Origin of the sequence: Peribacillus sp. TH16 (assembly GCF_016651095.1) — a bacterium.
GTDB classification, from domain to species: Bacteria; Bacillota; Bacilli; order Bacillales; family DSM-1321; genus Peribacillus; species Peribacillus butanolivorans.
In genome coordinates, this window is record NZ_JAEKEM010000009.1 from 130,388 (window position 1) to 155,119 (window position 24,732).

The following is a 24,732-nucleotide window of genomic DNA, read 5'->3' on the forward strand; positions in this document are numbered from 1 at the left end:
TTTCACTTTTAAAAAAAATGTAAGCTCTTCGGGAAATCCTTGCAGTGAAAATACTACCCTTGCATTGAAAAAGTAATGTGAAGCACCCACTACGATAGATTATATTTCCACTAATGATTCTCTATGATATAGAATCTCACCATCTATAATCGTTGATTCTACTTGTAAATCTTTAATATGAAGCGGGTTAACTTTTAAAATACTGTCAGTTAAAACCACGAAATCTGCCAACTTGCCTACCTCTATGCTGCCTTTAATATCTTCTTCAAAACTCGCATAGGCGCCATTCCAAGTGTATAGTTTAATGGCTTCCATTACGCTAATCGATTGAGCAACACCTATTTCAGAACCAGATTGGCTTCTTCTATTAACAGCAACGTGAATACCTAATAAAGGGTTATAATCAGTAACTGGAGCATCTGAACCACCTGCTGCAATGATGCCATTATCAATAAAATCACGAACAGCATACATGTGGTTGACTCGATTACCATAGTGTTGGATATATATATCCCCGAATTCATAAGGAAATGGAGGGTTTGGGATAGGGATGAGTTCGAGATTTTTCATTCTCTCTTGTAAATCTGGCGATGAGATCCCCGCATGCTCAATTCTGTGGCGATGATCTTTTCTTGGTGATTCCTCCAACGCCTTTTCTACACAATTTAAATACATTTCAATCGCTCTATCCCCTTGAGCATGCACAGTGATTTGATAGCCTTTTTTATGTGCTTGTCCTAAAACTTGATAGATTTCTTCTTCACTATAATAAAGAATGCCAAAATTGTCAGGGTCACTGGAGTATGTCTCACGAGTGGCAATCGTAGGACCAGTACTACTTCCATCTGTAAATAATTTAGCCGGTCCAATTTTGAATCTTTCGTCCCCGGTACCGGTTACTACACCTGCTTCTACCATTTTATTAACAAATTCATGAGAATTATTTAATGAACCAATCATTGCATATATACGAACACGAATATCCTTACTTTTAACAGCTTGTTGAAGTAAACGGAAACTCTCAGGACCATAAGCACCTGCTTCATGAATACTTGTTATGCCTGCTGCAACGAAATGCTCTGACGCAATTTTCACTGCTTTCATAAGTTCACTTTCTGTATAACTTGCAATCTCAGTCATTATCATATTTGCTGTTTCAATTAATCTGCCTGTAAACCTTCCCGTCTTATCCTTTTCAATAATCCCTCCTGTAGGATTTTCAGATTTTTCATTAATTTTGGCAATCTCTAACGCCTTGCTATTAACCACGCTTATATGACTGCATGTACGGGATACTATAATTGGATGTTCGACTGAAATTGCATCCAACTCGGCTATTGTTGGATAACGCTTTTCTTTCACAACCGTCTCATTGAATCCCCAAGCACGTATCCATTCACCTTTTGGGATGGTTGATGCTTTCTCCTTCAAATCATTTAACAAATCCTCTATAGATTTGATATGCTCATCTTTACAACTTACTGCCAACTGATTAACCCCGTATAAAATAAGGTGAATATGAGCATCAATAAATCCTGGAAGTAGTGTCTTTCCTTGCAAATCAATCACTTTCGTTTCTTCTCCGATAAAGTCCTTAACTTCTCGGTTTGAACCAACTGCTGAGATACGATTCCCTTTCACCGCTACCGCTTCGACTACTTTATTCCTTTGATCAACTGTAATAACTTCTCCGTTAATGAACACAATATCAGCTTGCATAAACACACCCCTTATTGAACTTCGCTTTTAAAGAGACAGTATTTAAAACCTTATTTCTGATCTGTAAATCCCTTTTTCATAACCAAAATAATGCTGACTAGTATTCTCACAATACTTACACTCGTCCGATACCTCCAAGGACCACAATTTTGAATATTCAGTTTTCAGTAGTTTCATTATATCTACATTAGGAATTATATACATTAGACAAAAAGTTAAAAATTTCATCGATTTTTTATACTTTTCATATGATTATGTCTTATTCGCAAATTATCCAGTGGTAAAATTACCTATTTGTTGAGGCATAATAAAGGAGGATATAGAGAAAGCAAGAATTGATATCCACCTACATGTAACCTCTATTGAACAGGAATATTCTAACTCGCAATACGAATTATAGAATTCAATTCACACAAAACTAAATCTCCTGCAGAGTGGTATTCCTTTTTACTTTGAAATGTTTGAAGGAAGACTTTTTCTTACTAGAAAAGGATAGATAAAGCCTATGAGATGGCTTTATCTATCCTTTTAAATTTCTTCTTTTTATTTCAACTATTAAATCTGTTGAAACCTCCCAATAAGCCCCATAGTCAAATACTGTTTATTTTCATTAAAATCCCATGGCCAATATCTAAGGGATAGTTCACTTTTATCCGCTTTTCCCATAAAATCTTTTATTCCAATCAGGGCTGCACCATACCCTACATTAGAAGCTAAAGCAAAGATGGCATTAAGCCCTTTATTAAAAGTATCCATATACTCAGGCTCTATCTTTAAAATATCAGACCATGTAATATAAAACCCATTTTCAACGCAACATTTAGAAATTGAGTGATGTAAGGTAAGTACAATCTGATCTCTTAAGTCAAGAAAGCCATCCTTAATCTTTTCTATTTCTTCCCTCTCATATTGGTGCTCATATTCAGAAAGTGTATCTATTGCCCAATTATAAAATAATTGGGTATAAATTGCGGATGTTGCAACGATATCAAAATGATTAATATAATCAGCGAAAACTCCATCCGCTATCTGACCTAACTGACTCTCAGTATCTTTCAGAAATCTTACAATATCATCGGCTTTTTCCCCGCGCTCTAGCAAAAAAGAAAGCTTATGTTCAAAATCTATTTTATTCAACCCTGTTACATCGAATTCAATCAGTTTGATTTTATTACGAGTACTTTCTGAAAAATGCTTCGTACCTTTTTTCATACTTTCTATATCTATATCGAATAAATAAATGGAGTTGCATTTAGTCGCAAGATGGTCAAGATCTAGATCATCGCAATTGCCTGCACCAAATATTGCTACTTTATCAACTAAACCTTTTTTCAAAAAAACAGCATCGAATAATCCTGTAACTTGTTCACGATGCATTGTCCATCTAGTTCTTCTGAATTCATCTCGATTATGATTCATTTCTCTTTGAAAAGTATCCAAGAAAATCGCTCCCTTTGAGGTCCTCTTTACTAAAATATTGTATCAAAATATTTCTATTATGTAGAGGGATTCAAATAGTTTCACAAAGCACAGAAAACAAAACTGCTAATATTCATGAGGTCTCTCAAATTTCTTAGACTTTCAAGTTCATATATTCTAATATTTTTAGGATCTTTATATGCTACACAAACGTTAGGATAATATGGAAAATAATGAAATTAGGTGTTAAAGAAAGGGGGGATTTATGAGTAAAACTAAGAAGATTTTGCTAAGTTTACTCGGAATTTTTCTTATAATCTTGGCCGGTGCTGCAATACTAATGGTTTCGTTTACGCAAAGAATGAAAGCATTTGTCCATAAAATCATCGCGAAAGAGATAAAGAATCCTTTCATTATCAAAAAACCTACCTCCTTTAAGGAAGTAGGCGTATTCAAATTCATTTTCAAAAAAGCTTCGAAATAGCTTAGAGTGTTAATCATTGCAATGATTAACACAACTAACTAACAATCCTTCAGGACTATCTTTGATAAACAGATGAGATAAGCTGTCCTAGTCTTCGAATTCCCTTGATTATTTCTTTCTCATTGGCATAACTGAACGAGAGCCTGAGAAACTCGATTCCATCCTTTTGATCCAAGAAAAAGTATTTCCCTGGAACATATGAAACACCCTCAGCTAAAGCTTGTGATAATAAATGCGAAGTATCAACACCTGGAATCCTCACCCATACAAAGTAACCACCATCTGGTACATACCAGGAAACGGATTCTGGAAGAAATTGTTCCATCGAACGGATTAACGCAGTACATTTAGTACGATACACATCTTTTAAAAGGTCGAGTCGTTTCTCAAGATCGGTGTTTTCTAAGTATACAGCCATTGTACTTTGAGCAAATGGATGGTCTAAATCTTTTTTAAACCACTCTAAAGCCTTAATGAATTCACTTTCTCCTGCTATCCATCCAATTCGCATTCCTGGCGCCACAACCTTGGATAATGAACCCACGTGAAGGACTCGTCCGCGTTTATCAAAAGATTTTATTGGCAGCGGACTTTTATCGAAGGATAATTCTCCGTATGCATCATCTTCTAAAATGAGGAAATCAAACTCGATGGAAAGCTCCAATAAATGCTTCCGACGCTCAGTTGTCATAGTCGTCCCAGTTGGATTTTGAAAGGATGGGATGGTATATAGAAAACGCGGGAGGGGGAGACCTGTACGTTTCCTTTCATCCAGCATTTCTTTTAATCGGTATGTTTGGAGTCCGTGTTCATCTATAGGTATACTAATAATTTGCTTCGTATAGTTTTGAAAAATCTCTAAAGCCTCCATGTAGGTGGGAGATTCCACCACTACGACCGCTTTATCATCAAGGAGAATGCGGGCAATAAGATCAATCGCCTGGCAAGCTCCTGATGTAATCAAAAGCTGTTCTTCCAAAACGCAAATTCCACGCTCTGCCAATCTTATCTGGAGTTGCTGCTTCAGTCTTGCAATACGTGGACTTCCGAGATAATGGAGCGGCAAATCCTGCTCCTCATCAAGAAGTCTTGCTACTGCTCCCTTGAGCTCCTCAGCAGGAACGAGAGCAGGATCCGGATAGCCTGAACTCAAGCGAATACAACCATCTGGAAGATCTGGCATCCATGCACCGGGCGGATCATTCTTAAGTGCCGCTTTAATGTTTTCAGAAAAAAAAGATTCAACATTCACTTTGACCATACACCTTTCCGTAAAAGTGAAGAAAGGCAGATCATCCGCCTTACTTCACTTTTTATGCAAATCATTCCATTTCTTAACCAAACGCTTCGGTGCTGCCCGTAAATAGGCTTCTTGTATTAGATCGGTCAATTCATCCCAGTCTTCCCTATCCGGATTTTGAATAGAGACCCAACCGTGATGTCCTATATACGGTGTTTTGAAAAAATTCTCATTCTGTAGCAATAATTCTTGAGTGTCCCGATCTGACTTGAAAGATAAGCTGAATCCTTTCTCTCTTTCACCTGAAATCACGAAGGATTTTCCATTGATTTTAAAAGTATTGTGACCGAAACCGTCAATAAGTTCAACAGCTTCGGGCAGCGCAAGACAGATATTGCGTACATTTTCAAGCATGCCTGCCGTGTCTTGTAATTTCATGTTTTAAATCACCTATTATCGAATCTATTTTGCATTCACATCTGGTTGATGAATTCCGAATATATTGCCTTCGGTATCAATATAGTATCCTTGCCACGCCATTCCAGGCAGGGCATATTTGGGCTTTGCGACCTTGCCGCCATTCTCCATAATTTTAGCTTCCGTTAAATCGTAATATTCCACTCCCATTGTACAAGCAAATGCATTTAAAGCTTGGTTTGTTTCCGGCGGAGCACTTTGACGCTGCATCAAAGCACCATTGATCCCAAGTTCATTCTCATCGCCAGTTACTGCTCCAAAGTAAGGCATTCCTGCATAATCACTCCAATCTTGAAATGACCATCCGAATACCTCTCCATAAAACTTCTTTGCCCGTTCCATGTCATTCACATGAATTTCGAAATGAACTAATCTTCCCATGATTTCCTCCTATTTTTTACAAGAATTAAAATTATACAGTGTGTTCGCTTACAAATTCCTATTTATTATTATAACGGGTGTGGAAATAAATTCAATTTATATTATTTTTAGTTGAGATTAAATCAATTTTTAGAGCCTCATCATACATCCTGTCATAAATTTTTAGAAAGACCACAGGAACCGTTCTTCAAATATAGTTAGTTCCGACCAACAGAATCGGTTTGTTTGAAGTGACACCGGACTCTCTTATCCAGCTCAGGACCATATTGATGGACCCACCGCATAATGGTTGTGTAAGCTATGGATATGCCTCGTTCCTCCATTTTCCACCAAATCACGAAAACTCAAGTTGTACCGTATGTACCATCTTACTGTGAGAAGAATCATTTCTGTTTCATACAGGTACACATCCTTTTTTTAGACTGATAGTATCAGTATGCCCAAGATTTAGAGATTCATTGCAAGTGTCTTAAATTTTTTCACCAGAACCGTTTTGTATAATAGATACATCTTGAAGAAAAAATAAAGGACTAAATAGCTGTGCAATTTAGTCCAGAATCAGTTGATATTAATCTATTCAACAGCTGATCTAGATTCTGACTTAGCTCTATCGTTTGGAAATCTATAAAGCCATTTTTAAGGGCAGTAGATATCATTCGTTCTCTGATTGTTTCTATTTGTAATAATAAATCACATTGGGGACAACATGTCTTAGTGTGGTTTTTAAATAACTAGATCATCACCTAGCCTATTTTTTTAAAAAGTATTATTATAATCGGTTAGGTATTTACAGTGTTTATAATTTATTGGGAATTTTGTCATTTTAGGAAGTTGAAAGATTTTTAGTCTCTCCTAACGGCTTTCATATAAACTAAAAGTTTATACAGTATGCATCATACTGATCATGCACCTTTTTTAGAGTAATAGTATCAAAGATTTAGAGATTAATTGTATTTGTCTTGAAGTTTTTGCACCAGAACCCCATATATTATTAAATCTTTTAGGTTAAGGCCCGATTCAGTTCCTGTTTATATCCTACCCCAGCACTCCTTCCTGGTTCTGAAGCAACAGGGTTTTGAATTTGTTCGTTTAATTCCATTCAACATCCTCCCCTTTTTAAAATCTATTCAGGTAACAATGCTACATAGCGAAGTTCTAAATACTCTTCAAGTCCCTGATGTCCTCCGACTCTTCCCAATCCGCTTTCTTTTGTTCCTCCAAATGGTGCTTGAGGACACGCTAAAGAAGTGGTATTAACACCAACATTTCCAAAGTCCAAACGGGCCATTAACCTATGCATTCGAGCGGCTTCTTTTGTATAGACATATGCAGCTAGAGCATATGGCGTTTCATTGCAGCCCTGTAAAACTTCGTCCTCCTCTTGAAACGCCATCACCGGAAGAATGGGACCAAAAATTTCGTTCTTTGTGAGGTTCATCTCTGGTGTGATTCTGCTTAATAGGGTGGGCTGATAATAGTATCCGTTACGGTACGGTTCTTCAACTACACAGTTGCCACCAGCCAGAATTGTCGCTCCCTTTGCTAAGGCATCGTCTACTAAATCCTGAATTTTCATTCTATATCCTTCATCAATCATAGGACCTACGTCACCTTCATATTGACCGTCTAACCGGAAAGTTAGTTTACACATTTTTTGTTGAAGGGCATTAATCAATGCATCATGAATGGTTTCGTGAACATAGACGAGATTGATTCCGTTACAAACCTGTCCGCAGTTTTCAAATTTGTTAGCAATAATTGCATCCGCAACTTTTTCAATATCTGTATCTGGGAACACAATAATTGGACAGTTACCGCCTAATTCTAGTGTTAACCGTTTAATATGTGAGGCAGCATTCTCCATAATCAATTTGCCAACTCGTGTAGAACCAGTAAATGCAATCTTCTTCACGCGCTCATCTTTAACTAATTGATCTCCAATCAGCTTACCATTACCTGTCACGATATTGACAACCCCATTAGGGATTTCAGTTTTTATCAATTCTTCTATAAGAGCAATGGCAATGAGCGGCGTCTGATCAGCAGGCTTTAAAATTACCGTACAGCCGGCAGCTAGCGCTGGAGCAACTTTGTTTGCCAAGATAGCAGCTGGAACATTAGATGGCGTAATCAGCCCTACTACTCCCACCGCCTTTTTAAGAACGTATAGCTGTTTACCCGGTTGAGAAGAAGGGACAATCTCCCCATACACCCGTTTGCCTTGCTCGGCAAACCATCGAATAATGAGCTGGGTCCCATATATTTCTCCCATCGCTTCGTTTAGCGGCTTCCCTTGTTCCATAGATAAAAGACGGGCTAGTTTTTCTTGGTTTCTTAAAATCCTATCGGCCCACGCCTGAAGATAAACAGCTCTTTGATCAGCCGGAAGCTCTGCCCATTTTTCAAAGGAATCGGAAGCTGCAGCAATGGCTTGATCCACTTGGCTTTCATCTGCATCTGGAACCTTTCCTATAATCTTGCCTGTGCTTGGATTGATGACATCCATCTCCTTAGATGCCGTTACTTTCTCTCCATTAATCCACATAAAATTCCCATCCGTAGCTCTTAGCATTACTTCCTCTCCCTCTATATTAAATAAACTCAAAATATTTTCTTCGCTCCCAGTCAGTTACTTCAGATAAATAACCCTGAATTTCCATCTTTGCAGCTGTTAGATAGTGATCAACGACATCGTTACCCAGCAAGGCTCTTACTCGTTCACTGTGGTCTAAGCGTTCTACAGCCTCCATAAGGTTAAGCGGCAGAGACCCTATATTGCTTAGGTTATATGCGTTCGTTGTTGTACATGCAGGTGGTTCAATCTTGTTTTCAATTCCATAGAGTCCTGAAGCAATGCATGCTGCTATAACTAGGTAAAAATTAGCATCTGCTCCTGGTACACGGTTTTCAAGGCGCATCGATTTCTCTTTTCCATCACTGCGGAAAGAGGTTGTGCGATTGTCTACTCCCCATGTTAACGTATTGGGTGCTCCCATTCCTGCAATCAGCCTCTTATAAGAGTTGATATAAGGCGCATAAAAAAGCATGAACTCTGAAGCTAATTCCATTACACCGCCTAGGAAATAGCGTCCAGTATTCGAGATGCCGTGCTCTTGCAACGGATCATAGAATAAGTTTTTCCCACTTTGTAAATCCCACAAACTAATATGAGTATGTCCGCTGCTTCCGGAGTCATCAGTTACTGGTTTGGCCATGAAAGTTGCCGTTAAACCATCCATGGCAGCCAATTCTTTCACGGCATTTTTGTATACGGCTGTATGGTCTGCCATCCTAAGTGCATCCGAGTATTTTAAGTTAATTTCGTATTGTCCCTTGCCCCATTCCCCTTTGATGGATTCCACAGGTATGCCTGCCATCGTCAAATGGCGAGTAATCTTGCTTAGAAACCTGTCGTCACGTGTGAGGCGATTAATTGAATAATCAACAGGATAAGGGAACAGCGGTGAAAGCTGATGATAGTTTTTTTCTCGCAATGTATCTTCAGTTTCCTTAAATAAATAGAATTCTAGTTCACTCGCAGCGTTCACTTTATATCCGAAATCCTTTGCGCGCTGAATTTGCCTTTTTAAGATTGTACGGGGAGCAACTGAAATTTCAGTCTGATCCTTATTTTGTAAATCTCCTAAAACAAGGACCGTTTTTTCACACCACGGATAGAGCCTTAGCGTTGACATGTCAGGTTTGATCACCATATCATGGAGTCCATTGTCTAAACTGCAAAATTCATAGTTATCCTGAAAATCGAGGCTGACGTCCCAAACAAGATTAACCGCGCAGGCGTGAATTCCCTTCTGAGCTGACTCTAAAAAATAGTCTGCAGTAACACGCTTTCCGAAAAGCTTCCCTTGCATGTCTGCAGCTGCAATAATAACGGTTTCAATATGTCCATTGACAACCATATCCTGTAAACGATTGAGATCTATCATGATTTATATGCCTCCTTGTGTTTTAGTTCATCATGGGAGAAGTTGTTCTCCCATGAACTTATTGAATGGTCCAACCGCCATCAACAAACAGTGTCGTTCCTGTTATATAACTGGATTCGTCAAGTGCTAAGAATAGCGCTGCATTGGCAATATCTTCCGGTTGTCCAACTCTTCCAACCGGAAGACGCTCGATGATCCAATCCCTCACTTGTGGGATCTTAAGTCCTTGTTCAGTAAATGGTGTTTGAACTACCCCAGGTGCCAAGCTGTTTACTGTAATGCCATGACGTGCTAACTCAAAAGCAGTTGCTTTTGTCAAAAGATTAAGCCCACCCTTTGAGGTATTATAGTGCGGCTGACAGCTTCCACTGCTGGAGACAATAACATGCGCTTCAACTGAGGTGATATTAATAATTCTCCCCTTTGTTCCCTGGTTGATCATTTCCTTGGCGATCGCCTGAGTACAGAAAAACGGACCTTTTAAATTCACATCATGAATACGATCCCATTCTTCTTCACCAAGTTCAAAAAAAGGAGTGAAGCCAACAATTCCAGCATTGTTGACAAGAATATCGATTCTTCCAAACGTCTCCATTGTCTTCGCTACCAGTTGTTCCACATCCGCTTTTTTGGTTACATCCGTTTTAACAATTAATACCTTAGATTCTTGCGGAGCCATTTCTGCTGTTTCCTGAGCCCCTTTTTCATTCACATCTGCGATAACAATATGAGCCCCTTCTTGCATAAAACGAAGAGCAATCCCTCTTCCGTTGCCAGATCCTGCACCTGTAATAATTGCTACTTTATTTTTTAATTTCATATCTTTTACTCCTCCATTTTTACTAGATTAATAGCAAATAGCTTTAAAATTTCCTTAAAGCTATAAAGTGATTCGATTTCAACGTATTCCTCGGGACCGTGATGTCCTGCCCCCACCGGCCCAAATTCAATCGCTGGTATTCCATAGTTGGCGTAAAATCTTGTATCTGCAGTCCCGTCTTGACCAAAGAATTCAATTTTCCGGTTCAAAAAATGTTCAGTGACTTGTTTTAACTGGACTACATAGGGGTGACCTTCATCCGTCAGCACAGGTGCACCTTGAGCGAGAATTTCCAGATTTGCATCGGGAGCAGCACGTTGAATTTGCTCTATGATTTCGCTTACTTCTTCACCTGGTAGATATCGAATATCTAAATGGAACGTGCATTGATCAGGAACCTGATTGATGCCCTTGCCCGCTTCAATCTTCGAGAGATTAAAGGAAGGGCGTGTAAAAAATAAATTGGTCTTTTGGATTTGCTCGATAGCTTCAATAGCCTCACAATATTTCATCGCCTTAAGAATCGCGTTTTCCCCTAGCCACGGTCGACTGCCGTGAGCAGCTATGCCAGAAACCTCCATCTTCAATTGCAGTACACCTTTAGCTTGAACAGCAATTTTATAATTGGTAGGTTCACCGCAAATGGCAATTTCCCCACGATATCCTTGGTCAACTAAGAAGCCTGTTCCATCAAATCCACCACGTTCCTCGTCTGGTACTATACAGAGCATGATTTTTACCAGAAGGTCCATTTTAGACAAATCAACCATAGCGTGCATCATTGCAGCAACGGAACCCAGCATATCATAGCTTCCTCGCCCAAATAACTTCCTTTCTTCAATCCGAGGGCTGAAATCTTCCGAGGCAGCTGACACAACATCTACATGTCCGTTTAGTATAATAGTAGGACCCTCTCTCTCTTCATTTACGATACAAACAAGGCTCATTAATCCCTGATTCTCCAACAAAGTTATAGTAAGCCCTCTTTGTCTTAGCCATTCTGCACAATATCCAATGGAGGCATTAATACGTTCTGATGTGGTAGCTTCCATACGAATAAGTTCACAGGCAAGCCCTTCAATAGAATCTTTATGTTTAATGTCGCAAGCCGGCACAACTTCTTTATTCAAATCAAATCTCCCCTTTTTTTTAAAACCGTTCACCTCTTTCTTAATATTACGTCAATTAGGAATACTCTAACTTATAATGCAAAAAGTATGCCAACTTTTATTAAACCATGCAAAGGGATTTTTTCTCTAATTTAATGGGATAAACGGTTTTAAGAGTTCATTAAATCCTGTTTATCCCGTTTACCCCATTTTGTAATTGATACAATCCTTTTTCTGTTATATGGCATCCTTGTCTTCCCTTACCAACCTTAATCCATTGCTTTTCATGAAGCTCTTTTAGTAGAATACGTATTTCAGTTTCACTGGTAAGCAGCGTCCTCTGTTGGGCTATATTCCATAGGCCTCGCCTGCCAATACTTCTACCTTTTTGTCTTTCACTGAGGATTGACTGGAGAATAAATAGGCTTAAGTCTTCTTTGGACAGTTTAGAAAATTCGCTTAGGGGTTTATCCACATTTGTAGTAGCCATGGGTTTGTAAGCAAGAGAATCAAGAAACGGTAAATCTTTAGTTGTAATATGACCATTATTCATAATCGATAAGTATTCCATAGTATTTTGTAGTTCCCTGATGTTTCCTGGCCAATGATATTGCAGAAACACTTCCGACACGGCTGCTGATAAATTCTTATTCCATCCGTTACGACGAAGAAAAAAGTTAGCTAGTTGAAGGATATCCTTTCCTCTCTCTCGCAAAGGTGGAATGGACAGGGGTAATACCTTCAAGCGGTAATATAGATCAGCTCTAAATTTCCCTTCTTTGACGAAATCTAAGAGGTTACGATTTGTAGCAGAAATAACCCTCACATCAATAGGAATCACTTTTGTTCCCCCTACTCTTAGGACTTCTCTTTGCTGTAGAACCCGAAGGAGCCGTTTCTGAAAAGATAAGGAAATATCTCCGATCTCATCAAGAAAAATGGTTCCTCGATGTGCTTGCTCAAATAGTCCAGGCTTGCCTCCTTTTCTGGCCCCTGTAAATGCCCCTTCTTCATAACCAAATAATTCACTCTCAAGCAGTGATTCTGATAAAGCACTGCAGTTCACTGCAACAAATGGGAATGCTGCACGAGTCGAGTACTGATGAATGGAATGGGCAAACAATTCTTTTCCCGTTCCACTTTCTCCTAGAATAAGTACATTTAGATCGCTCTGAGCCATCTTTTTTGCCATATCGATCAGCATCATCATCTCTTCGGATTCTGTAATAATGTCCTGAAATGTATATTTGGCCTGATGACCGGACGTCTTCAACTTGGTTCTTATTTTTAACTCAAGTTCTTCTAACTTCTTTGCAACTTGAAGGATTAGAACTCCTCCCGAAACGGTTTCTACTTCCCCATTTTCAATACTTATATGGTTCATGATCACCTGTTGGTTTCTTATTATAAAAGGAACTTCTGTAAAAGGAGTGTCTAAAGTCTCTCTTGTTAGTTTTTCGTCGTGAAAAAGAGAAAGAATATCTCTTCCTGCCACCTCCCAAGAGGAAAGAGCAAATATTTCTTCCGCAGCTTTGTTAAATATCGTGATATTCTTTTGGTGGTCATAGGCGATTACTGCATCTTGGACCATGTTAACGGTTTGCTGAAGAACCTTTGTTGTTTTTATCAATCCTTCCATCGTGACATGGAGACCCTGGCTTCGAGTAATTATTTTTTTCGTGTAATCGGAAACAATATGCTGTGTATCTTCCTGCAATAAGTCAAACCGAGTCAATATATCGACAATGGTGCTTACATCAATTACCCGCTCCCCTATGTTAATAACCTCTGTGATGTTTGGAGGTATAATTTTATATTCATTTGGCGTTATTGCACTTGTAATAGAAGGGATTTTCTCCATAGACGGAAAAGCTGGAATAAGTTCGATATGCCTAGCTCCAAGCTCGTAAAGTAAAGAAACAGTCTCTTCTGCCGATTCTCGTTCATCGTTATAAAGCAGCCATTTGCTACCGGATTGGATCGATAAGACTTTGTCCCAGCTGGATTTTAACAGCGTACGTCTGATAACCATGCTCTCTAAAGATGTTTTTACTTTTAGGAGCGGCTGGTGGGTAAAGATCGTCTGGGTACTTAGTAGTATGAGATCATAATCTGTCTCATTCTTCACCCACTCTTCCTTCGAAAAAGGAACGAAAGATAAATATTTGCCTAAAAGGTCACTCAACTGCCTGGCTAAATATTGACTGGTATTCTGTGAACCTGAAATAATCGCAATATTAATAGAACGCATATTTCCATTCTCCTTTTAATCTGGATGAAATAATATTCTATATAGGGTTCTGGTGCAAAGATGATTTCAAAAAAACATAGGACATGAATTTCCTGCTAACTTACGGATTATGATGCGATGCCAAACAGTTTATCAATGAATTCTTTTCGATTTTGGGCAGACTTCACCCCTTGGTGAACTTGTCCTTTTTTCATCAAATGCATGGCTTCAATGCCACATACTATTGAAGTAGCAGTTTCATACGTTTTGAATCCCAGCATGGAGCGTACTCTTTTCTTAATGAAACGATGATCTTGTTCTACGATATTATTAAGATATTTCACTTGTCTCATTTGGATGCCTTCAGGCATCTTTTACTCGTCTTTTAGCTGTTGAATGGCTACAGGATACGCTGGATTTTTATCGACAGTTACGACACGAGGCTTAGAAACATGAAAAGACCGCAAAGCTTTCTTGAAGAAGTACTTTGCAGCCTTTTGGTCTCTTGTTTTACTCAGGTAAAAGTCAATGGTGTTTCCTTCGGAATCTACTGCACGATACAGATACATCCATTGAAACCTTTTACTTTGATAAACGTTTCGTCTACTCTCGATGAATCATTTGTACGTTTTAGATGACGACGAAGTCGCCTGTCTAATTCAGGACTATACTGATGAACCCAACGCATAATTGTCGTGTGAGCCATCGATAATCCTCGTTCCTCCATCATTTCCACAAGATTACGAAAGCTCAAGTTGTACTGTAGGTACCATCTGACGGTTAGAAGAATAATATCGAGTTGATAATGTTTCCTCTTGAATAAATTTTGCTTTTCCATACTGATCACGCACCTTTTTTAGATTAATAGTATCAGTATGTCCAAGATTTAAAGATTAATTGCCATTGTCTTGAAGTTTTTGCACCAGAACCGTTCCTTCTGCAAAAGCATGTGAGTTTGCTATACCCAAGGATAAAGATAAAATTCCAATTTTTAATAGATTCTTTGCTGGTTTAATTATAATTTCCTTTTAAAATAGTAAAATATTCACATTATGTAAGTATATTACTTATTATACAATAGTCAACCAGCAAAAAAATATTATAATAATAATAATAAGGAGGAAACTATAAAAACTACACTCTATATTATGATTGGTGTAATTTATCTCGCTGGACTTTTTCTTCTAGTAGATTTTCTGTTAAATATACAAAATGAAACATTTAAAAATCATTATCTTATGTTATTATTTCCGTTTTTTAGTTTATTTTAGGCTTGTATCTATCTTTAGCAAATATTGTTGAGTATAACTTCCTTTTATGTAGCTTCTCAATCTTATAAATCATTATCGGAAGATTCAATTTCATATTCTACTCTTTTATCGCTGAAAGAATATACTTATTCGTGGGAAGATGTGGAGAAGATTAATTATTATGAAGGAAATGATGATGAATTTTCAGAATACGTATTCTTTTTTAGCGGTGGAAATAATTTGAATTTAAGTGAAAATGGATATATTAAGAAAATAAAATTCATGATAATTATTAAAGCTGAAGATTTAAATATAAAAATGGAGAATATTGAAGAGGATTAATTGGTTCATTTAAACTACTGGATTTATTATATAGGTTATGAATTACATAAATGAGCTTGGATGCACTTCCAAGCTCATTTTGTGTTGATGTTTCTTATTATTAATATAAGATCAGAAAAACTATGCAGCAAAATATTAATTAAGTATCAATTTTTTGTAATTAAACTTTGTTCCCTGTTCTGTTGTTAAAACACTTGCTATTGTAGGGTAAATTTCACTTTCAGTTCCGTTAAAATTTTTAGTGAAAACAAAATAGCATGTTGGAAATGAAAGCAATAGATTAATTGGTTAACATTTTCAATTGTCTTTTTTATATCTCCATAAGAATTGAGAACATTAAATTCAGTTCCTTATACCTTCAAAATTTATTTGATAAGTCTTTACTTCTTCCTATTTTTAATGGACGGTGAGTCCGGGTTTTCAAATAAAATGATAGGTACCCTGTTATTAAAACGATGACCGTTGAAACAATAAGGACAATACATCCAGTTTTAACCTGTATGCCGGGTTGATTCAAAACCATTGTTAACTCCCCGTTAACCACTTTGGGAATATCAAGATACGTAAAAGGGGATAGGTAGGAATAATCCTCTAGAATTTGGGTGCTGACTACATATCCTACTGTAAAAATTGCGATTGTAGCTATATAAATAGTAAATGTATTCTTTAAAAAGATGGATAGAAAGTTCGATAAAACAAGTATCAACAGTAAAATAAGGAAAACTAGAAACATACTTTCCCATAAATAATCCCCTAAAGCTAGAAAGTGAAAGCCACCGTTTTTAGATACATGCCCTGTATAGGATACCGATTCAACAATGCTTGGGTGATCATAGTATAAAACCGGATAGTTCAAATCACCGAAGCGATTAAAAAGTGTACCTACCAAAACTAAAAGCAAGCATAATGCTGCACAGCTTATCATCGAAAGAATGGCTGCAGTTAGAGTTTTTCCTGTTAAAATACCCCTTTCCTTAATAGGCTGTGTTTTTAAAAAGTTCAGGTATACTTCTTTCCTCTTTCCCCAGCCAATCCTGAACCAAATAAAAATAAAAATGGAAGTATTAATATAAAGTATAAATAATTCTCAAAAAAGTAATAAAGAGAATAAAGACCACTATTATCAATTTTTTGATTGGCTTTCAGCACATCACTTTTTAGGTCCGCATCCCAAAATATCGTTCGAACATATTCTCCGGAAAAAATCGGACGAATATCATGTTCAATCAACCATTCTTTTTCAGCAATACTGTCATCAATTGAAAATCGACCTAACTCCGTTTTATAGTCTATTACCAATTGTCCCGTGTCAATATCTCCGTTGGCAGCCCGATTTTGAAAAAGTTGGTAGTCCACCAAAGGTCGCCAATCTCCTTGTTCATAGGAAGCGTTTGCATCTTTATTTTTTTCAATCATTTTAGTACCGTATGCTAAAGTATTTCTCATTAAATCTAATTGGATATTTTCCGTTTGTTGTTCTTTTTCTAATGTAGCAATGCTCTCCTTCACTGTTGGTAGAAGCAACATTTCTACTTGCTGAGCATCATCATGCACTCGTTTGACGTACTCCTTTTCTTTATCTTCCGTTTCCTCTGCAAGAAAAAAATACCCTAATATTATTAAAAATGAAAATAGCAAGTTTACCTGCTTCATTAAACCTCTACGACGTGCTTTTCGAAATTCAAAAACTGAAATTGTCCAAATGGATCTAACATTTCTTTTCGTTTGTCCATTCCAAAATGGTTTTTTATGACCCGAAAAATTGAACAAACCAGTATCCTTTTCACTGAAAATTATGGATATTCCAACCAAACTGATACTCCATATCAGAGCCGAAAGAAGATACAGCCAATCCGTACTTTTAGGAATATTTGCTATCAATTCACTAAAATGAAAAACTTGATAAGGATTCCATTTATTTTGGAAAAATACAAGATCGTCTGTTGTGAAATAGCCAACGACTAAGATAAAACAAGTCGATAGTATCAATGTAAAAGAGTTCTTTAGCCAATTGCTTAATAGGGTTACAACTGCAAAAGTAAATAGACAAGCACTCCCAAAAAACATGTATGCTCTTAATACATAACTAGACGTTGAAATATAGCTATACACTTTACCCGTAGAAACATATTGGGGATACTGAAAATCGAATACTCGATCTCCAAAAATCAATGGAATAATGATGCCTATACTCAGAATCATCACTAAGAATATAAACAACATGAAAAGCAAGCTGATATATTTACCTACAATTATATTCCACTTAGGAATTGGTCGGGTCGTTAAGATTCGCCAGGTATTATGTTCTTTTTCTGTGGTAATAGTATTCCCAAAAAACAACAATAAAAGGAAGATGGAGCCGCTCCCAAAAAGAAGCATAATAACGTCTTTAAGGTATAATACCGGAGTTACTGGAAAGGCTTCATCCGCATATGATAGATTATGAGCCAAAAGCCAATCATTTTTCTTCATTGCCTTTTCCAGTTTGCTTCCTTCCAAGGATTCAAATTCGCCACCATGTGTAACATACTGTTGCAAAGTTGATTGGAAAGCTGCCATTTATAATGGGAAATGGGATAAAATACCGAACATTGAGCATGAATTTCTGAAGCATGTCTTTTCCTACTTTTTTCACTTCTTCTAACTGTTTTGTTTGTAATTCAGTTAGAGAACCTTCCATCTCAATTGCTTTTAAATTATTATAGCTTGTATTACTATCTGCGATATAAGGTTCGATAGCTTTAGAGGCACGTTCCGACATGGTAGACTGCTTTTGATAATTTTGAAAAAAAAGTCCACTTATACAGAATAGAATAATAATAAATAGCCAAAGTAGCTTTTTTGGCGCCAAATTTTTTAAGTTCAAACAGAAAGGTCGTCATGACACACCATCGCTACTAAAGAATATTTTCTTATATCGTTCCTCGATGCCTAAAATTTTCTTTTCGATATCCAAGACGACTATGTTATGTGACTTTGTCAATTTCCGCTAAATTATGTGATGATAAAAGAATGGCCGTTCCTTGTTCAGCCAATTCTAATAATAGTTCGCGGACCTTTATTGCACTGGTTGGATCGAGTCCATTCAGTGGCTCGTCAAGAATCATCAATTTCGGCTGATTGATTAGCGCCATCGCCAATAATAATTGTTGCTTCATTCCGAGTGAATAGTGTCCCACCTTTTTATTCAAATAGCCATCTATCCCAATTCTTTCAGCGGTTTCAAAAATATGTTTTTTTGTAATCCCTTGCAAGTCCCCGATAAATTGGAGATGATCATATCCCGTTAAATAATCATAAAGCACTGTGTTATCCTGCATGAAAGAAATTTTTCTAAATACTTCTGGATCTTTATTACTTCCTCCTAGTATATTGACCTTACCATTATTGCAGGTAACAAGTTGTTAATAATATTTAGAAGTGTTGATTTGCCAGAACCATTTGGACCTACGAGAGCTACAATTTCAGAATTGTTTATATCAAATGAAATTCCCTTCAACACTTCTTCTTTACCGTATGATTTATGTATGTTATTAACAGATAAAATCAATTTTGTTCACCCCTATTATTTGGTAAACTAATTTTTTGAACAGGATAATGAATGAAATTAAATATTTGAAAGAAATATGATTATTAGACTATCAGATTGTTGATAAAAGAAAAGCTCTTGAAACAGTCTTTTTAAAGAATGTTAAGCAAGAGCATAATATTTATTCTACTACATTTCTATTAGTTTTGTACTAGCTGGCATTGGATATGGTAAATCGTCACGGTATAAATAACATCTATAGTACTTATAAGTTCCAGCAGTCTTATACTTTGATAGATATCCACGTACATCCGGTTCTTGATTAAAAGATATAATAAATAAATCCGGATAATAAACACTACTAGCTGCAGCAGCTTGAGTAATTACTGAAGTAGTAGGGCTAATAGTATTCACTTTTCCCCCTAATGAATTATTCTCAGCTGCTGTTTAAAAATATAATATTTCTCCTTGTAATTTTGTAAAAACTCCCATTAAACATCACACACATATACAATATTCACCATTTAATATACCATTTTTATAAAAATAAACTCTATTAAGTAAAAATATACCTATTTTGAATAATTTTCGATAACATGCCCTTCTTCTTTTTTTCTTGAGATGCATGTTGAGTGTTGAGATTGGCATTCTGGAAAATTTCCGCTACATAACTAGTTATTTCACTGCAAAATTCAACTCTATGGAAATTTAAGGATAAATGAACAAACCTTTGCTCTTCTGTGCAAAAGCTATTTAACATCAGGGGTCTACTTTTTTATTCTGAATAATGCAGTCGGAGCCCCTACCATACTATCTGTACTCAACATGTCTTATACAAGAAGTGCTCCTACGGTTACTCCAGCTGCAAGAACTGCACCCCCGAATATTTGTGATATGACAACAATCCACAAAGAACGTCGATATAACTGTTGTTTTTTTCTGGAGAATCAATGTATCTTTGTAACCAACCTAGTCGATTTTCCCTATACTTTTTAATACTTCAGCTTTATTGGACATTATTCTGTCTTCCTATCCGAAGAGCTTATTTATCATCTTAGAGATTATTAACCTAATTATTATAGAAAAAGACAAAGAAAATACGGTCCAAATTACTTGAACCGTTTTCCTGTAACTTCAATAGGTTAGGGTTTTTTTTCCAGAGTTCCCCTGCTCTATGCAGATCAACCTCTTTGGCTAGTTCAGAAAACATTAGGTCATACCTAATATATTCCTTTGCAACTAAAACAAGTGCTGTATCTTGTGATTTAATAGCCCGTGCTGCTGTACTTGAAGGAAAGTTGGCAAATAATACTTCTTCATTGTCCCGTGAAATAATGGTTAGACGACCACCCTTCCCGTTCTACAACTAAATCCGGATCCATGTAAAAATGATGGCTGCCGAAGCAACCCTGTATTAAAGTAATGCACCTGTTAGCGAAATAAGGGAGCAATTAGTTATCAATTTCGAACCCCTTTATAAAGCCTTTATGTTCTCTTGGATGATTATTGCGATAGCTTTATAATCATACCTATGGTTAACGACATCTACAACAAAATCCTGTTCTTCTTCTATTCCCATTATCCATTGATAATGATTGATCTTCAGAAACATAATAGGGGGGAAGCGAGTGCTGTCCTCTTGTTTGCGTTGTGGAACGCATGATTTTTTGAAATGGATTCGAATAATGCTTCAGCCTTTTTATGAATAGATGGGTAAGCATCATTTTCTAATATAGTTTGTCTGGGTTTGTTCACTGCAGAATCAAGGAGACCGGGATCTTTCACTCCGATTTGTTCAGTAGGAGAATAAAATTTTATTTGAATGGCATTAATAGCAATAATTTGAATAGTGGAAAGATAGATTATAAACGTCATATTATCTATCCATCAATCCCTTGAATGCTTCGTCATGACCTTTAATAACGTCTGAAAATATTTCCATAAATTCTGCATCTACACCTTTAGGTAATTTCACATTTTTATTTTTCCTTAAAATGATTTCTTCACCCTTGAACTCAACCTCTAATTCGTCTCCAAAAGTTAAATTTGCAGTTTTCAACATTTCAACTGCGCCGACTTTAGGTAATTTCCTAATGGTCATTATTCATTCCTCCTTCAAAAGAAAGTTATAATTGTTATTACTACACAAAAAAGCTTGCAGATTTAGACCCTAAAAGGGGACCTTATTCTACAAGCTGAACAACCTCCATCATCTGAAGGTTGTTCTGTTAAACTATTGATTAAAATGATATACATACATATGTCAGGGGTTTCTGAACCAATGTACCAAGCTGATACACCCCTAAGTGATTTTGTTTTACCAGGTTAAGTCGAAGACCGATCGATTTTTTATCTTCTATCCATATTTGATGACTTTTTCAATCGGTAGTATATTCCATTTAATCCATAATTCCAATAAATAATGAATCCACTTTGACAAAAGATTGATCAAAATGGATTCATTTTCAGCAGCTTCGTTTTTATAAAAAAGTTTGATCATTTCCTACTTATGTTGTTCCACAATAGTGCAGGACCTATCTTATATATTTAAATTATGTTAATAATTAAATTTCCTGCCCTTACTCTGCCATTAAATAATATTTCTTTAAAATGTCTATTGTAATGTTTTTAGCGTCTGTACTTGTTCCAGCAATATTCGTAGCAAAGCTATACGCCCGATTGTCCGTTTCTATAAAACCGACAAACCACCCTATGCCTGACCCTTGACCTGTTTTTCCGTAAAGGGTATAGTTATTTCCTTCCTTCTGGATCATCATCCGTTTAACGGTTTTCAATACATCCTTATCAAATGGAAGCTTCTCTTTATACAATGATTCCATAAAATCAACTTGTTCTATTGGAGAAATTTTGAGTGAACTACTTAACCAAAACTGATCAATTCCTCCACTAATATCTTGGTTACCATAAGAAATGTTTTGAACCCATTCCTCCATTCGATTTTCTCCAATGTCACGAGCCATAGCTTGATAATACCAAACGACAGAGTTTCTCATAGCAGACCCAAGCGTGTGATCTTGGTTCCAGACCTCGATTTCTCGCTCAACACCATCCCAATATTTAATGTCGTATTCATCTTCAACAGCTCCTACCTGTAACCCAATGAGTGAATTTGGCACTTTAAAAGTCGATTGCGGTGCAAATCGTTGATTCGCGCGTTCATTGTTATAGACTAATGTTTTTTCTCTTTTCATATCACGTAATATGAACGTTCCGTCATGGTTCGTAAAAAATTCATCGACCTCGAACTTCTTATGATTCAGCTTGCCCTTGGAAGCATTCGCTTCACTTGGTAGTTGGACACTTGTAATTAATAGAACAACTGCACCAATAAGTGCTAAAAAAAATGATAAATTCTTTCGTTTTCTCATATTCGATTTCCCTCACTTAATTTAATCATCTCATAAACATAGAAAACTGAAATGTTCATTATACAATTGAACTCCCTGAAAATTTCAAGCAATAAAAAGACACAAAAGTAGCTGCCCTTTCAGCCTATCCATATACTCATCATTCGTGCTGATCTTGATCATCATCTTCGAAAAATGCTTCCATGATTCCCTGTCCAATCTTCTGGCTAATTGGATGGGAGTTTGTCCTGGCATTTGGGACGACTACTGAAAAAGCGACTTCAGGATTGTCGTAGGGAGCATACCCAACCAGTGTTAGGTTGTTCGTCGGTTTATCTGTATATGTCTTTCGTAATTCAGGATCATAGTAAAAGGATTGTGCTGTCCCCGTTTTACCGGCTATTTTGTAGCTTTTGTATGGCTGTTTATTGAAGTGGGAGGCAGCGCTTCCGCCTTGTTCGTGAAACACCTTTCGGAATCCCTCTTGCACGCGTTCAACCTTTTGCTTATCCATGTCGATGCGATTCAGATAAACAGGAGAGACGCTTTGGAAAATGACCGGATCTTGGTCTTCCATTTGCGGCTCGCGGATCTCCTTAAGAAGGTGAGGCTGCACCCTATATCCTCCATTAGCAATTGTCGATATGTATTGAGTCAGTTGCATGGGAGTGTAAGTATCATATTGGCCGATCGTGAAATCTAGCAAATAGCCTGGGGAGCCGCCTTGGCCTCGATATCCGCTCGCTTCATTCGGGAGATCGATTCCTGTCTTTACCCCTAGTCCGAATTGATTGAAATAATAGCGAAACGTTTCAAAGGCATTCGAATCTAGCGGCAGCTTCATGTTTCTATAATAGGTCTTCCCAAGCATACTCATAGCCGTCTTAAACATATAGACATTGGAGGATTGCTTCAATGCAGTCAGGTCATTGACCATCCCCATCGTTCGTACTGACTTCTTGACTGGGGTACTCAGCAGATAGATTGGCTCATCCAGGAAAGACTGGCCCGGCTGGATGGCCCCACTCTCATACCCGGAAAGTACTGTCGCCCCCTTAACGGATGATCCCATTTCAAAAGATGAATTGACAGTGCCAAGGGCATAATCGGTCGCTACCCACTTGCCGTTGACTTCTTCAATCTGTTTCCCAACCATAGCCAGAACTTCTCCCGTTACAGGATTCATCATGACTACAAAGGCCTTATTTAGGAATGCCCCACCTCCGTTCCTCTTGGCATCAATCAGTTCAGCAGTAAGTATCTCTTCCACCTTCTCCTGTAAACCTATATCAATGGTTAGCATAAGATCCTTACCCGGCTCACCGGCGGAGACCTCATGGGTTCTAACAATGTTTCCTTTTCTATCCGTTTCAATTTCTGTCACGGACTTCGAGCCCCTGAGGACATCTTCATATTGGTATTCCAACTGGCTTTTTCCTACCCGGTCATTCCTGCTGTAACCCTTTGATAAGTAACCGTCCAGCTTCTCCTTCGGAATTCCTTCCTCCCGGGATGTCGTGCTTCCCAATACGGAACGGAATAATTCCCCATACCGATAAGTCCTTTCCCAATCCGTCAAAATATCCACTCCAGGAATTTCATTCAGTGCCTCACTCACTCGTGCTAATTCCTGATTTGTTACATGTTCGACCTTGATTGGCTGAGGGGTATAGGCATAGCCTTTCTTCATTTCTCTTAAAATGGCGAGGACCTTCTTTTCACCATTTCCGATTTCTTTTAAATCGGATTCACCAATCCGGTCCAGCTGCCTCTGATAACGTTCCTTATTTGTCAGCTCTTGGTTCTGCAGTTCCTTGTCTGTCAGCTTCTTTAGTGCTTTCTTAGGACGGGTCACGATCCAGTAGTCCTTCATGTCTCGTTCTGTAATCTTGTCTGTTTTGATCGATATATACGCGGAGAGTTTCGTAGCAACTTCCAGCAGTTCCTGGTCTGTTTCATTTCCCCTTTTAGTATAGACAATGATGTTTGACGCTTCATTATCGACAATCACTTGATTGTTCCTGTCGTATATTTTTCCTCGTGGTAGGTGATATCTCACTTCCTTCACATTGGTGCTATTCAGTTTCTTCTCGTACATTTCCCCTTCATTGAGCTGTACAAAGGCCAGTCTGAAAACCAGAACGGTAAACAATACAAACACAACTGTCATAATAATATTCAGCCTGGCCGATTTCGTCCGATTTTTTTTAGTCTTCTTCCTCTCCACCAACGTCCTGTCCCCTCGCTTTTTTCCTATTTTTTACGTTTAGCGTCGTCAGACTGACACAAGCTATGCCGACGATGCAGAATAAACTGAGTGTAAGAGGCTGAGGAAAAATAGTGTATATCACACTACTGATAATCACCAGTAGAACACGGATGGAGGTCATTCTGTCTCTCCACTTACTCACCTTACA

Annotated in this window: 24 protein-coding genes and 5 pseudogenes; 2 read left to right on the plus strand and 27 right to left on the minus strand. The window is 37.5% G+C overall.

The window, feature by feature from the left end:
• Positions 1-99 precede the first annotated feature (99 nt).
• Both JFV29_RS14750 and JFV29_RS14755 read right to left on the minus strand, forming a co-directional pair.
• Positions 100-1,719, minus strand: a complete 1,620-nt coding sequence (locus tag JFV29_RS14750; protein ID WP_201184838.1) for an amidohydrolase — start codon at positions 1,717-1,719, stop codon at positions 100-102.
• Positions 1,720-2,274: 555 nt separating this feature from the next.
• Complete coding sequence (locus tag JFV29_RS14755; RefSeq protein ID WP_201184840.1) at positions 2,275-3,159, minus strand: hypothetical protein; 885 nt, start codon at positions 3,157-3,159, stop codon at positions 2,275-2,277.
• Between the two features lie 244 nt (positions 3,160-3,403).
• On the opposite strand from JFV29_RS14755, the gene JFV29_RS14760 reads away from it, so the two are divergent.
• The gene (locus JFV29_RS14760) at positions 3,404-3,622 is read left to right on the plus strand and encodes a hypothetical protein (protein ID WP_201184842.1); all 219 of its coding nucleotides are present in this window, start codon (positions 3,404-3,406) and stop codon (positions 3,620-3,622) included.
• A gap of 55 nt (positions 3,623-3,677) precedes the next feature.
• Here JFV29_RS14760 and JFV29_RS14765 read toward each other — a convergent pair whose 3' ends face one another.
• The 11 genes and pseudogenes from JFV29_RS14765 to JFV29_RS14815 all read right to left on the minus strand — a co-directional run bounded on the left by JFV29_RS14765 (position 3,678) and on the right by JFV29_RS14815 (position 14,664).
• A complete protein-coding gene (locus tag JFV29_RS14765; protein ID WP_201184845.1) occupies positions 3,678-4,874 on the minus strand; it encodes an aminotransferase class I/II-fold pyridoxal phosphate-dependent enzyme in 1,197 nt (398 codons plus the stop codon).
• A 54-nt stretch (positions 4,875-4,928) separates the two neighbouring features.
• A complete protein-coding gene (locus JFV29_RS14770) occupies positions 4,929-5,300 on the minus strand; it encodes an MmcQ/YjbR family DNA-binding protein (RefSeq protein ID WP_201184847.1) in 372 nt (123 codons plus the stop codon).
• Between the two features lie 24 nt (positions 5,301-5,324).
• Positions 5,325-5,720, minus strand: a complete 396-nt coding sequence (locus JFV29_RS14775; protein WP_201184849.1) for a VOC family protein — start codon at positions 5,718-5,720, stop codon at positions 5,325-5,327.
• A 203-nt stretch (positions 5,721-5,923) separates the two neighbouring features.
• A pseudogene (locus JFV29_RS14780) lies at positions 5,924-6,107 on the minus strand (IS6 family transposase); the annotation flags it as partial.
• Positions 6,108-6,250: 143 nt separating this feature from the next.
• Entirely contained in the window at positions 6,251-6,397 is a 147-nt protein-coding gene (locus tag JFV29_RS31135; RefSeq protein WP_201187843.1) for a Spo0E family sporulation regulatory protein-aspartic acid phosphatase, read from the minus strand.
• Positions 6,398-6,843: 446 nt separating this feature from the next.
• Positions 6,844-8,292, minus strand: coding sequence for an NAD-dependent succinate-semialdehyde dehydrogenase (locus JFV29_RS14790; RefSeq protein ID WP_201184851.1), 1,449 nt, complete (start codon positions 8,290-8,292; stop codon positions 6,844-6,846).
• Positions 8,293-8,311: 19 nt separating this feature from the next.
• Complete coding sequence (locus tag JFV29_RS14795) at positions 8,312-9,667, minus strand: glutamine synthetase family protein (protein ID WP_201184854.1); 1,356 nt, start codon at positions 9,665-9,667, stop codon at positions 8,312-8,314.
• Positions 9,668-9,725: 58 nt separating this feature from the next.
• A complete protein-coding gene (locus JFV29_RS14800; protein ID WP_201184856.1) occupies positions 9,726-10,487 on the minus strand; it encodes an SDR family NAD(P)-dependent oxidoreductase in 762 nt (253 codons plus the stop codon).
• Positions 10,488-10,492: 5 nt separating this feature from the next.
• Positions 10,493-11,617, minus strand: a complete 1,125-nt coding sequence (locus JFV29_RS14805; RefSeq protein WP_201184858.1) for a M20 family metallopeptidase — start codon at positions 11,615-11,617, stop codon at positions 10,493-10,495.
• A 160-nt stretch (positions 11,618-11,777) separates the two neighbouring features.
• Complete coding sequence (locus JFV29_RS14810) at positions 11,778-13,847, minus strand: sigma-54 interaction domain-containing protein (protein WP_201184860.1); 2,070 nt, start codon at positions 13,845-13,847, stop codon at positions 11,778-11,780.
• A 107-nt stretch (positions 13,848-13,954) separates the two neighbouring features.
• A pseudogene (locus JFV29_RS14815) lies at positions 13,955-14,664 on the minus strand (IS6 family transposase).
• 574 nt (positions 14,665-15,238) lie between these two features.
• On the opposite strand from JFV29_RS14815, the gene JFV29_RS14820 reads away from it, so the two are divergent.
• Positions 15,239-15,418, plus strand: coding sequence for a hypothetical protein (locus JFV29_RS14820; protein WP_201184862.1), 180 nt, complete (start codon positions 15,239-15,241; stop codon positions 15,416-15,418).
• A gap of 358 nt (positions 15,419-15,776) precedes the next feature.
• Here JFV29_RS14820 and JFV29_RS14825 read toward each other — a convergent pair whose 3' ends face one another.
• From JFV29_RS14825 to JFV29_RS14875, 14 genes and pseudogenes are all read right to left on the minus strand, one after another.
• The gene (locus tag JFV29_RS14825) at positions 15,777-16,319 is read right to left on the minus strand and encodes a hypothetical protein (protein ID WP_201184864.1); all 543 of its coding nucleotides are present in this window, start codon (positions 16,317-16,319) and stop codon (positions 15,777-15,779) included.
• A 98-nt stretch (positions 16,320-16,417) separates the two neighbouring features.
• The gene (locus JFV29_RS14830) at positions 16,418-17,956 is read right to left on the minus strand and encodes an ABC transporter permease (protein ID WP_201184866.1); all 1,539 of its coding nucleotides are present in this window, start codon (positions 17,954-17,956) and stop codon (positions 16,418-16,420) included.
• Complete coding sequence (locus JFV29_RS14835) at positions 17,922-18,284, minus strand: hypothetical protein (protein WP_201184868.1); 363 nt, start codon at positions 18,282-18,284, stop codon at positions 17,922-17,924. Before JFV29_RS14835 ends, JFV29_RS14830 begins: the two co-directional genes overlap by 35 nt.
• A gap of 100 nt (positions 18,285-18,384) precedes the next feature.
• Positions 18,385-18,576 (minus strand): AAA family ATPase, encoded by a 192-nt coding sequence (locus tag JFV29_RS31715; RefSeq protein WP_446728266.1) that lies wholly within the window; start codon positions 18,574-18,576, stop codon positions 18,385-18,387.
• Positions 18,562-18,920: pseudogene (locus JFV29_RS31720) on the minus strand (ATP-binding cassette domain-containing protein); the annotation flags it as partial. The gene JFV29_RS31715 and the pseudogene JFV29_RS31720, both read right to left, overlap by 15 nt.
• Before the next feature lie 216 nt (positions 18,921-19,136).
• Positions 19,137-19,361 (minus strand): hypothetical protein, encoded by a 225-nt coding sequence (locus JFV29_RS14850; protein ID WP_201184870.1) that lies wholly within the window; start codon positions 19,359-19,361, stop codon positions 19,137-19,139.
• A 419-nt stretch (positions 19,362-19,780) separates the two neighbouring features.
• A pseudogene (locus tag JFV29_RS31725) lies at positions 19,781-19,944 on the minus strand (MFS transporter); the annotation flags it as partial.
• Positions 19,945-20,056: 112 nt separating this feature from the next.
• Positions 20,057-20,344 (minus strand): annotated as a pseudogene (locus tag JFV29_RS30570) (TrmB family transcriptional regulator); the annotation flags it as partial.
• Between the two features lie 77 nt (positions 20,345-20,421).
• Positions 20,422-20,559 (minus strand): hypothetical protein, encoded by a 138-nt coding sequence (locus JFV29_RS31410; RefSeq protein WP_342366562.1) that lies wholly within the window; start codon positions 20,557-20,559, stop codon positions 20,422-20,424.
• On the minus strand, positions 20,550-20,822 hold the full coding sequence (locus JFV29_RS14855) for a type II toxin-antitoxin system death-on-curing family toxin (protein ID WP_342366563.1): 273 nt from the start codon (positions 20,820-20,822) through the stop codon (positions 20,550-20,552). Before JFV29_RS14855 ends, JFV29_RS31410 begins: the two co-directional genes overlap by 10 nt.
• A gap of 1 nt (position 20,823) precedes the next feature.
• Complete coding sequence (locus JFV29_RS14860; protein ID WP_201184872.1) at positions 20,824-21,048, minus strand: AbrB family transcriptional regulator; 225 nt, start codon at positions 21,046-21,048, stop codon at positions 20,824-20,826.
• Positions 21,049-21,526: 478 nt separating this feature from the next.
• Complete coding sequence (blaOXA, locus tag JFV29_RS14865) at positions 21,527-22,336, minus strand: class D beta-lactamase (protein ID WP_201184874.1); 810 nt, start codon at positions 22,334-22,336, stop codon at positions 21,527-21,529.
• 139 nt (positions 22,337-22,475) lie between these two features.
• Positions 22,476-24,542 (minus strand): peptidoglycan D,D-transpeptidase FtsI family protein, encoded by a 2,067-nt coding sequence (locus JFV29_RS14870; protein ID WP_342366592.1) that lies wholly within the window; start codon positions 24,540-24,542, stop codon positions 22,476-22,478.
• Positions 24,523-24,726 (minus strand): hypothetical protein, encoded by a 204-nt coding sequence (locus JFV29_RS14875; RefSeq protein WP_201184876.1) that lies wholly within the window; start codon positions 24,724-24,726, stop codon positions 24,523-24,525. The genes JFV29_RS14870 and JFV29_RS14875 overlap by 20 nt, the downstream gene beginning before the upstream one ends.
• Between the last annotated feature and the right edge of the window lie 6 nt (positions 24,727-24,732).

Excerpts from the sequence above, each read along its gene's own strand:
- blaOXA (WP_201184874.1), bottom strand. The coding sequence starts at position 22,336 with ATGAGAAAACGAAAGAATTTATCATTTTTTTTAGCACTTATTGGTGCA.
- JFV29_RS31715 (WP_446728266.1), bottom strand. The coding sequence starts at position 18,576 with ATGAAGCAACAATTATTATTGGCGATGGCGCTAATCAATCAGCCGAAA.
- JFV29_RS14800 (WP_201184856.1), bottom strand. The coding sequence starts at position 10,487 with ATGAAATTAAAAAATAAAGTAGCAATTATTACAGGTGCAGGATCTGGC.
- JFV29_RS14855 (WP_342366563.1), bottom strand. The coding sequence starts at position 20,822 with ATGACGTTTATAATCTATCTTTCCACTATTCAAATTATTGCTATTAAT.
- JFV29_RS14810 (WP_201184860.1), bottom strand. The coding sequence starts at position 13,847 with ATGCGTTCTATTAATATTGCGATTATTTCAGGTTCACAGAATACCAGT.
- JFV29_RS14860 (WP_201184872.1), bottom strand. The coding sequence starts at position 21,048 with ATGACCATTAGGAAATTACCTAAAGTCGGCGCAGTTGAAATGTTGAAA.
- JFV29_RS14790 (WP_201184851.1), bottom strand. The coding sequence starts at position 8,292 with ATGCTAAGAGCTACGGATGGGAATTTTATGTGGATTAATGGAGAGAAA.
- JFV29_RS14760 (WP_201184842.1), top strand. The coding sequence starts at position 3,404 with ATGAGTAAAACTAAGAAGATTTTGCTAAGTTTACTCGGAATTTTTCTT.
- JFV29_RS14795 (WP_201184854.1), bottom strand. The coding sequence starts at position 9,667 with ATGATAGATCTCAATCGTTTACAGGATATGGTTGTCAATGGACATATT.
- JFV29_RS14770 (WP_201184847.1), bottom strand. The coding sequence starts at position 5,300 with ATGAAATTACAAGACACGGCAGGCATGCTTGAAAATGTACGCAATATC.
- JFV29_RS14750 (WP_201184838.1), bottom strand. The coding sequence starts at position 1,719 with ATGCAAGCTGATATTGTGTTCATTAACGGAGAAGTTATTACAGTTGAT.
- JFV29_RS14775 (WP_201184849.1), bottom strand. The coding sequence starts at position 5,720 with ATGGGAAGATTAGTTCATTTCGAAATTCATGTGAATGACATGGAACGG.
- JFV29_RS31410 (WP_342366562.1), bottom strand. The coding sequence starts at position 20,559 with ATGTTTCTGAAGATCAATCATTATCAATGGATAATGGGAATAGAAGAA.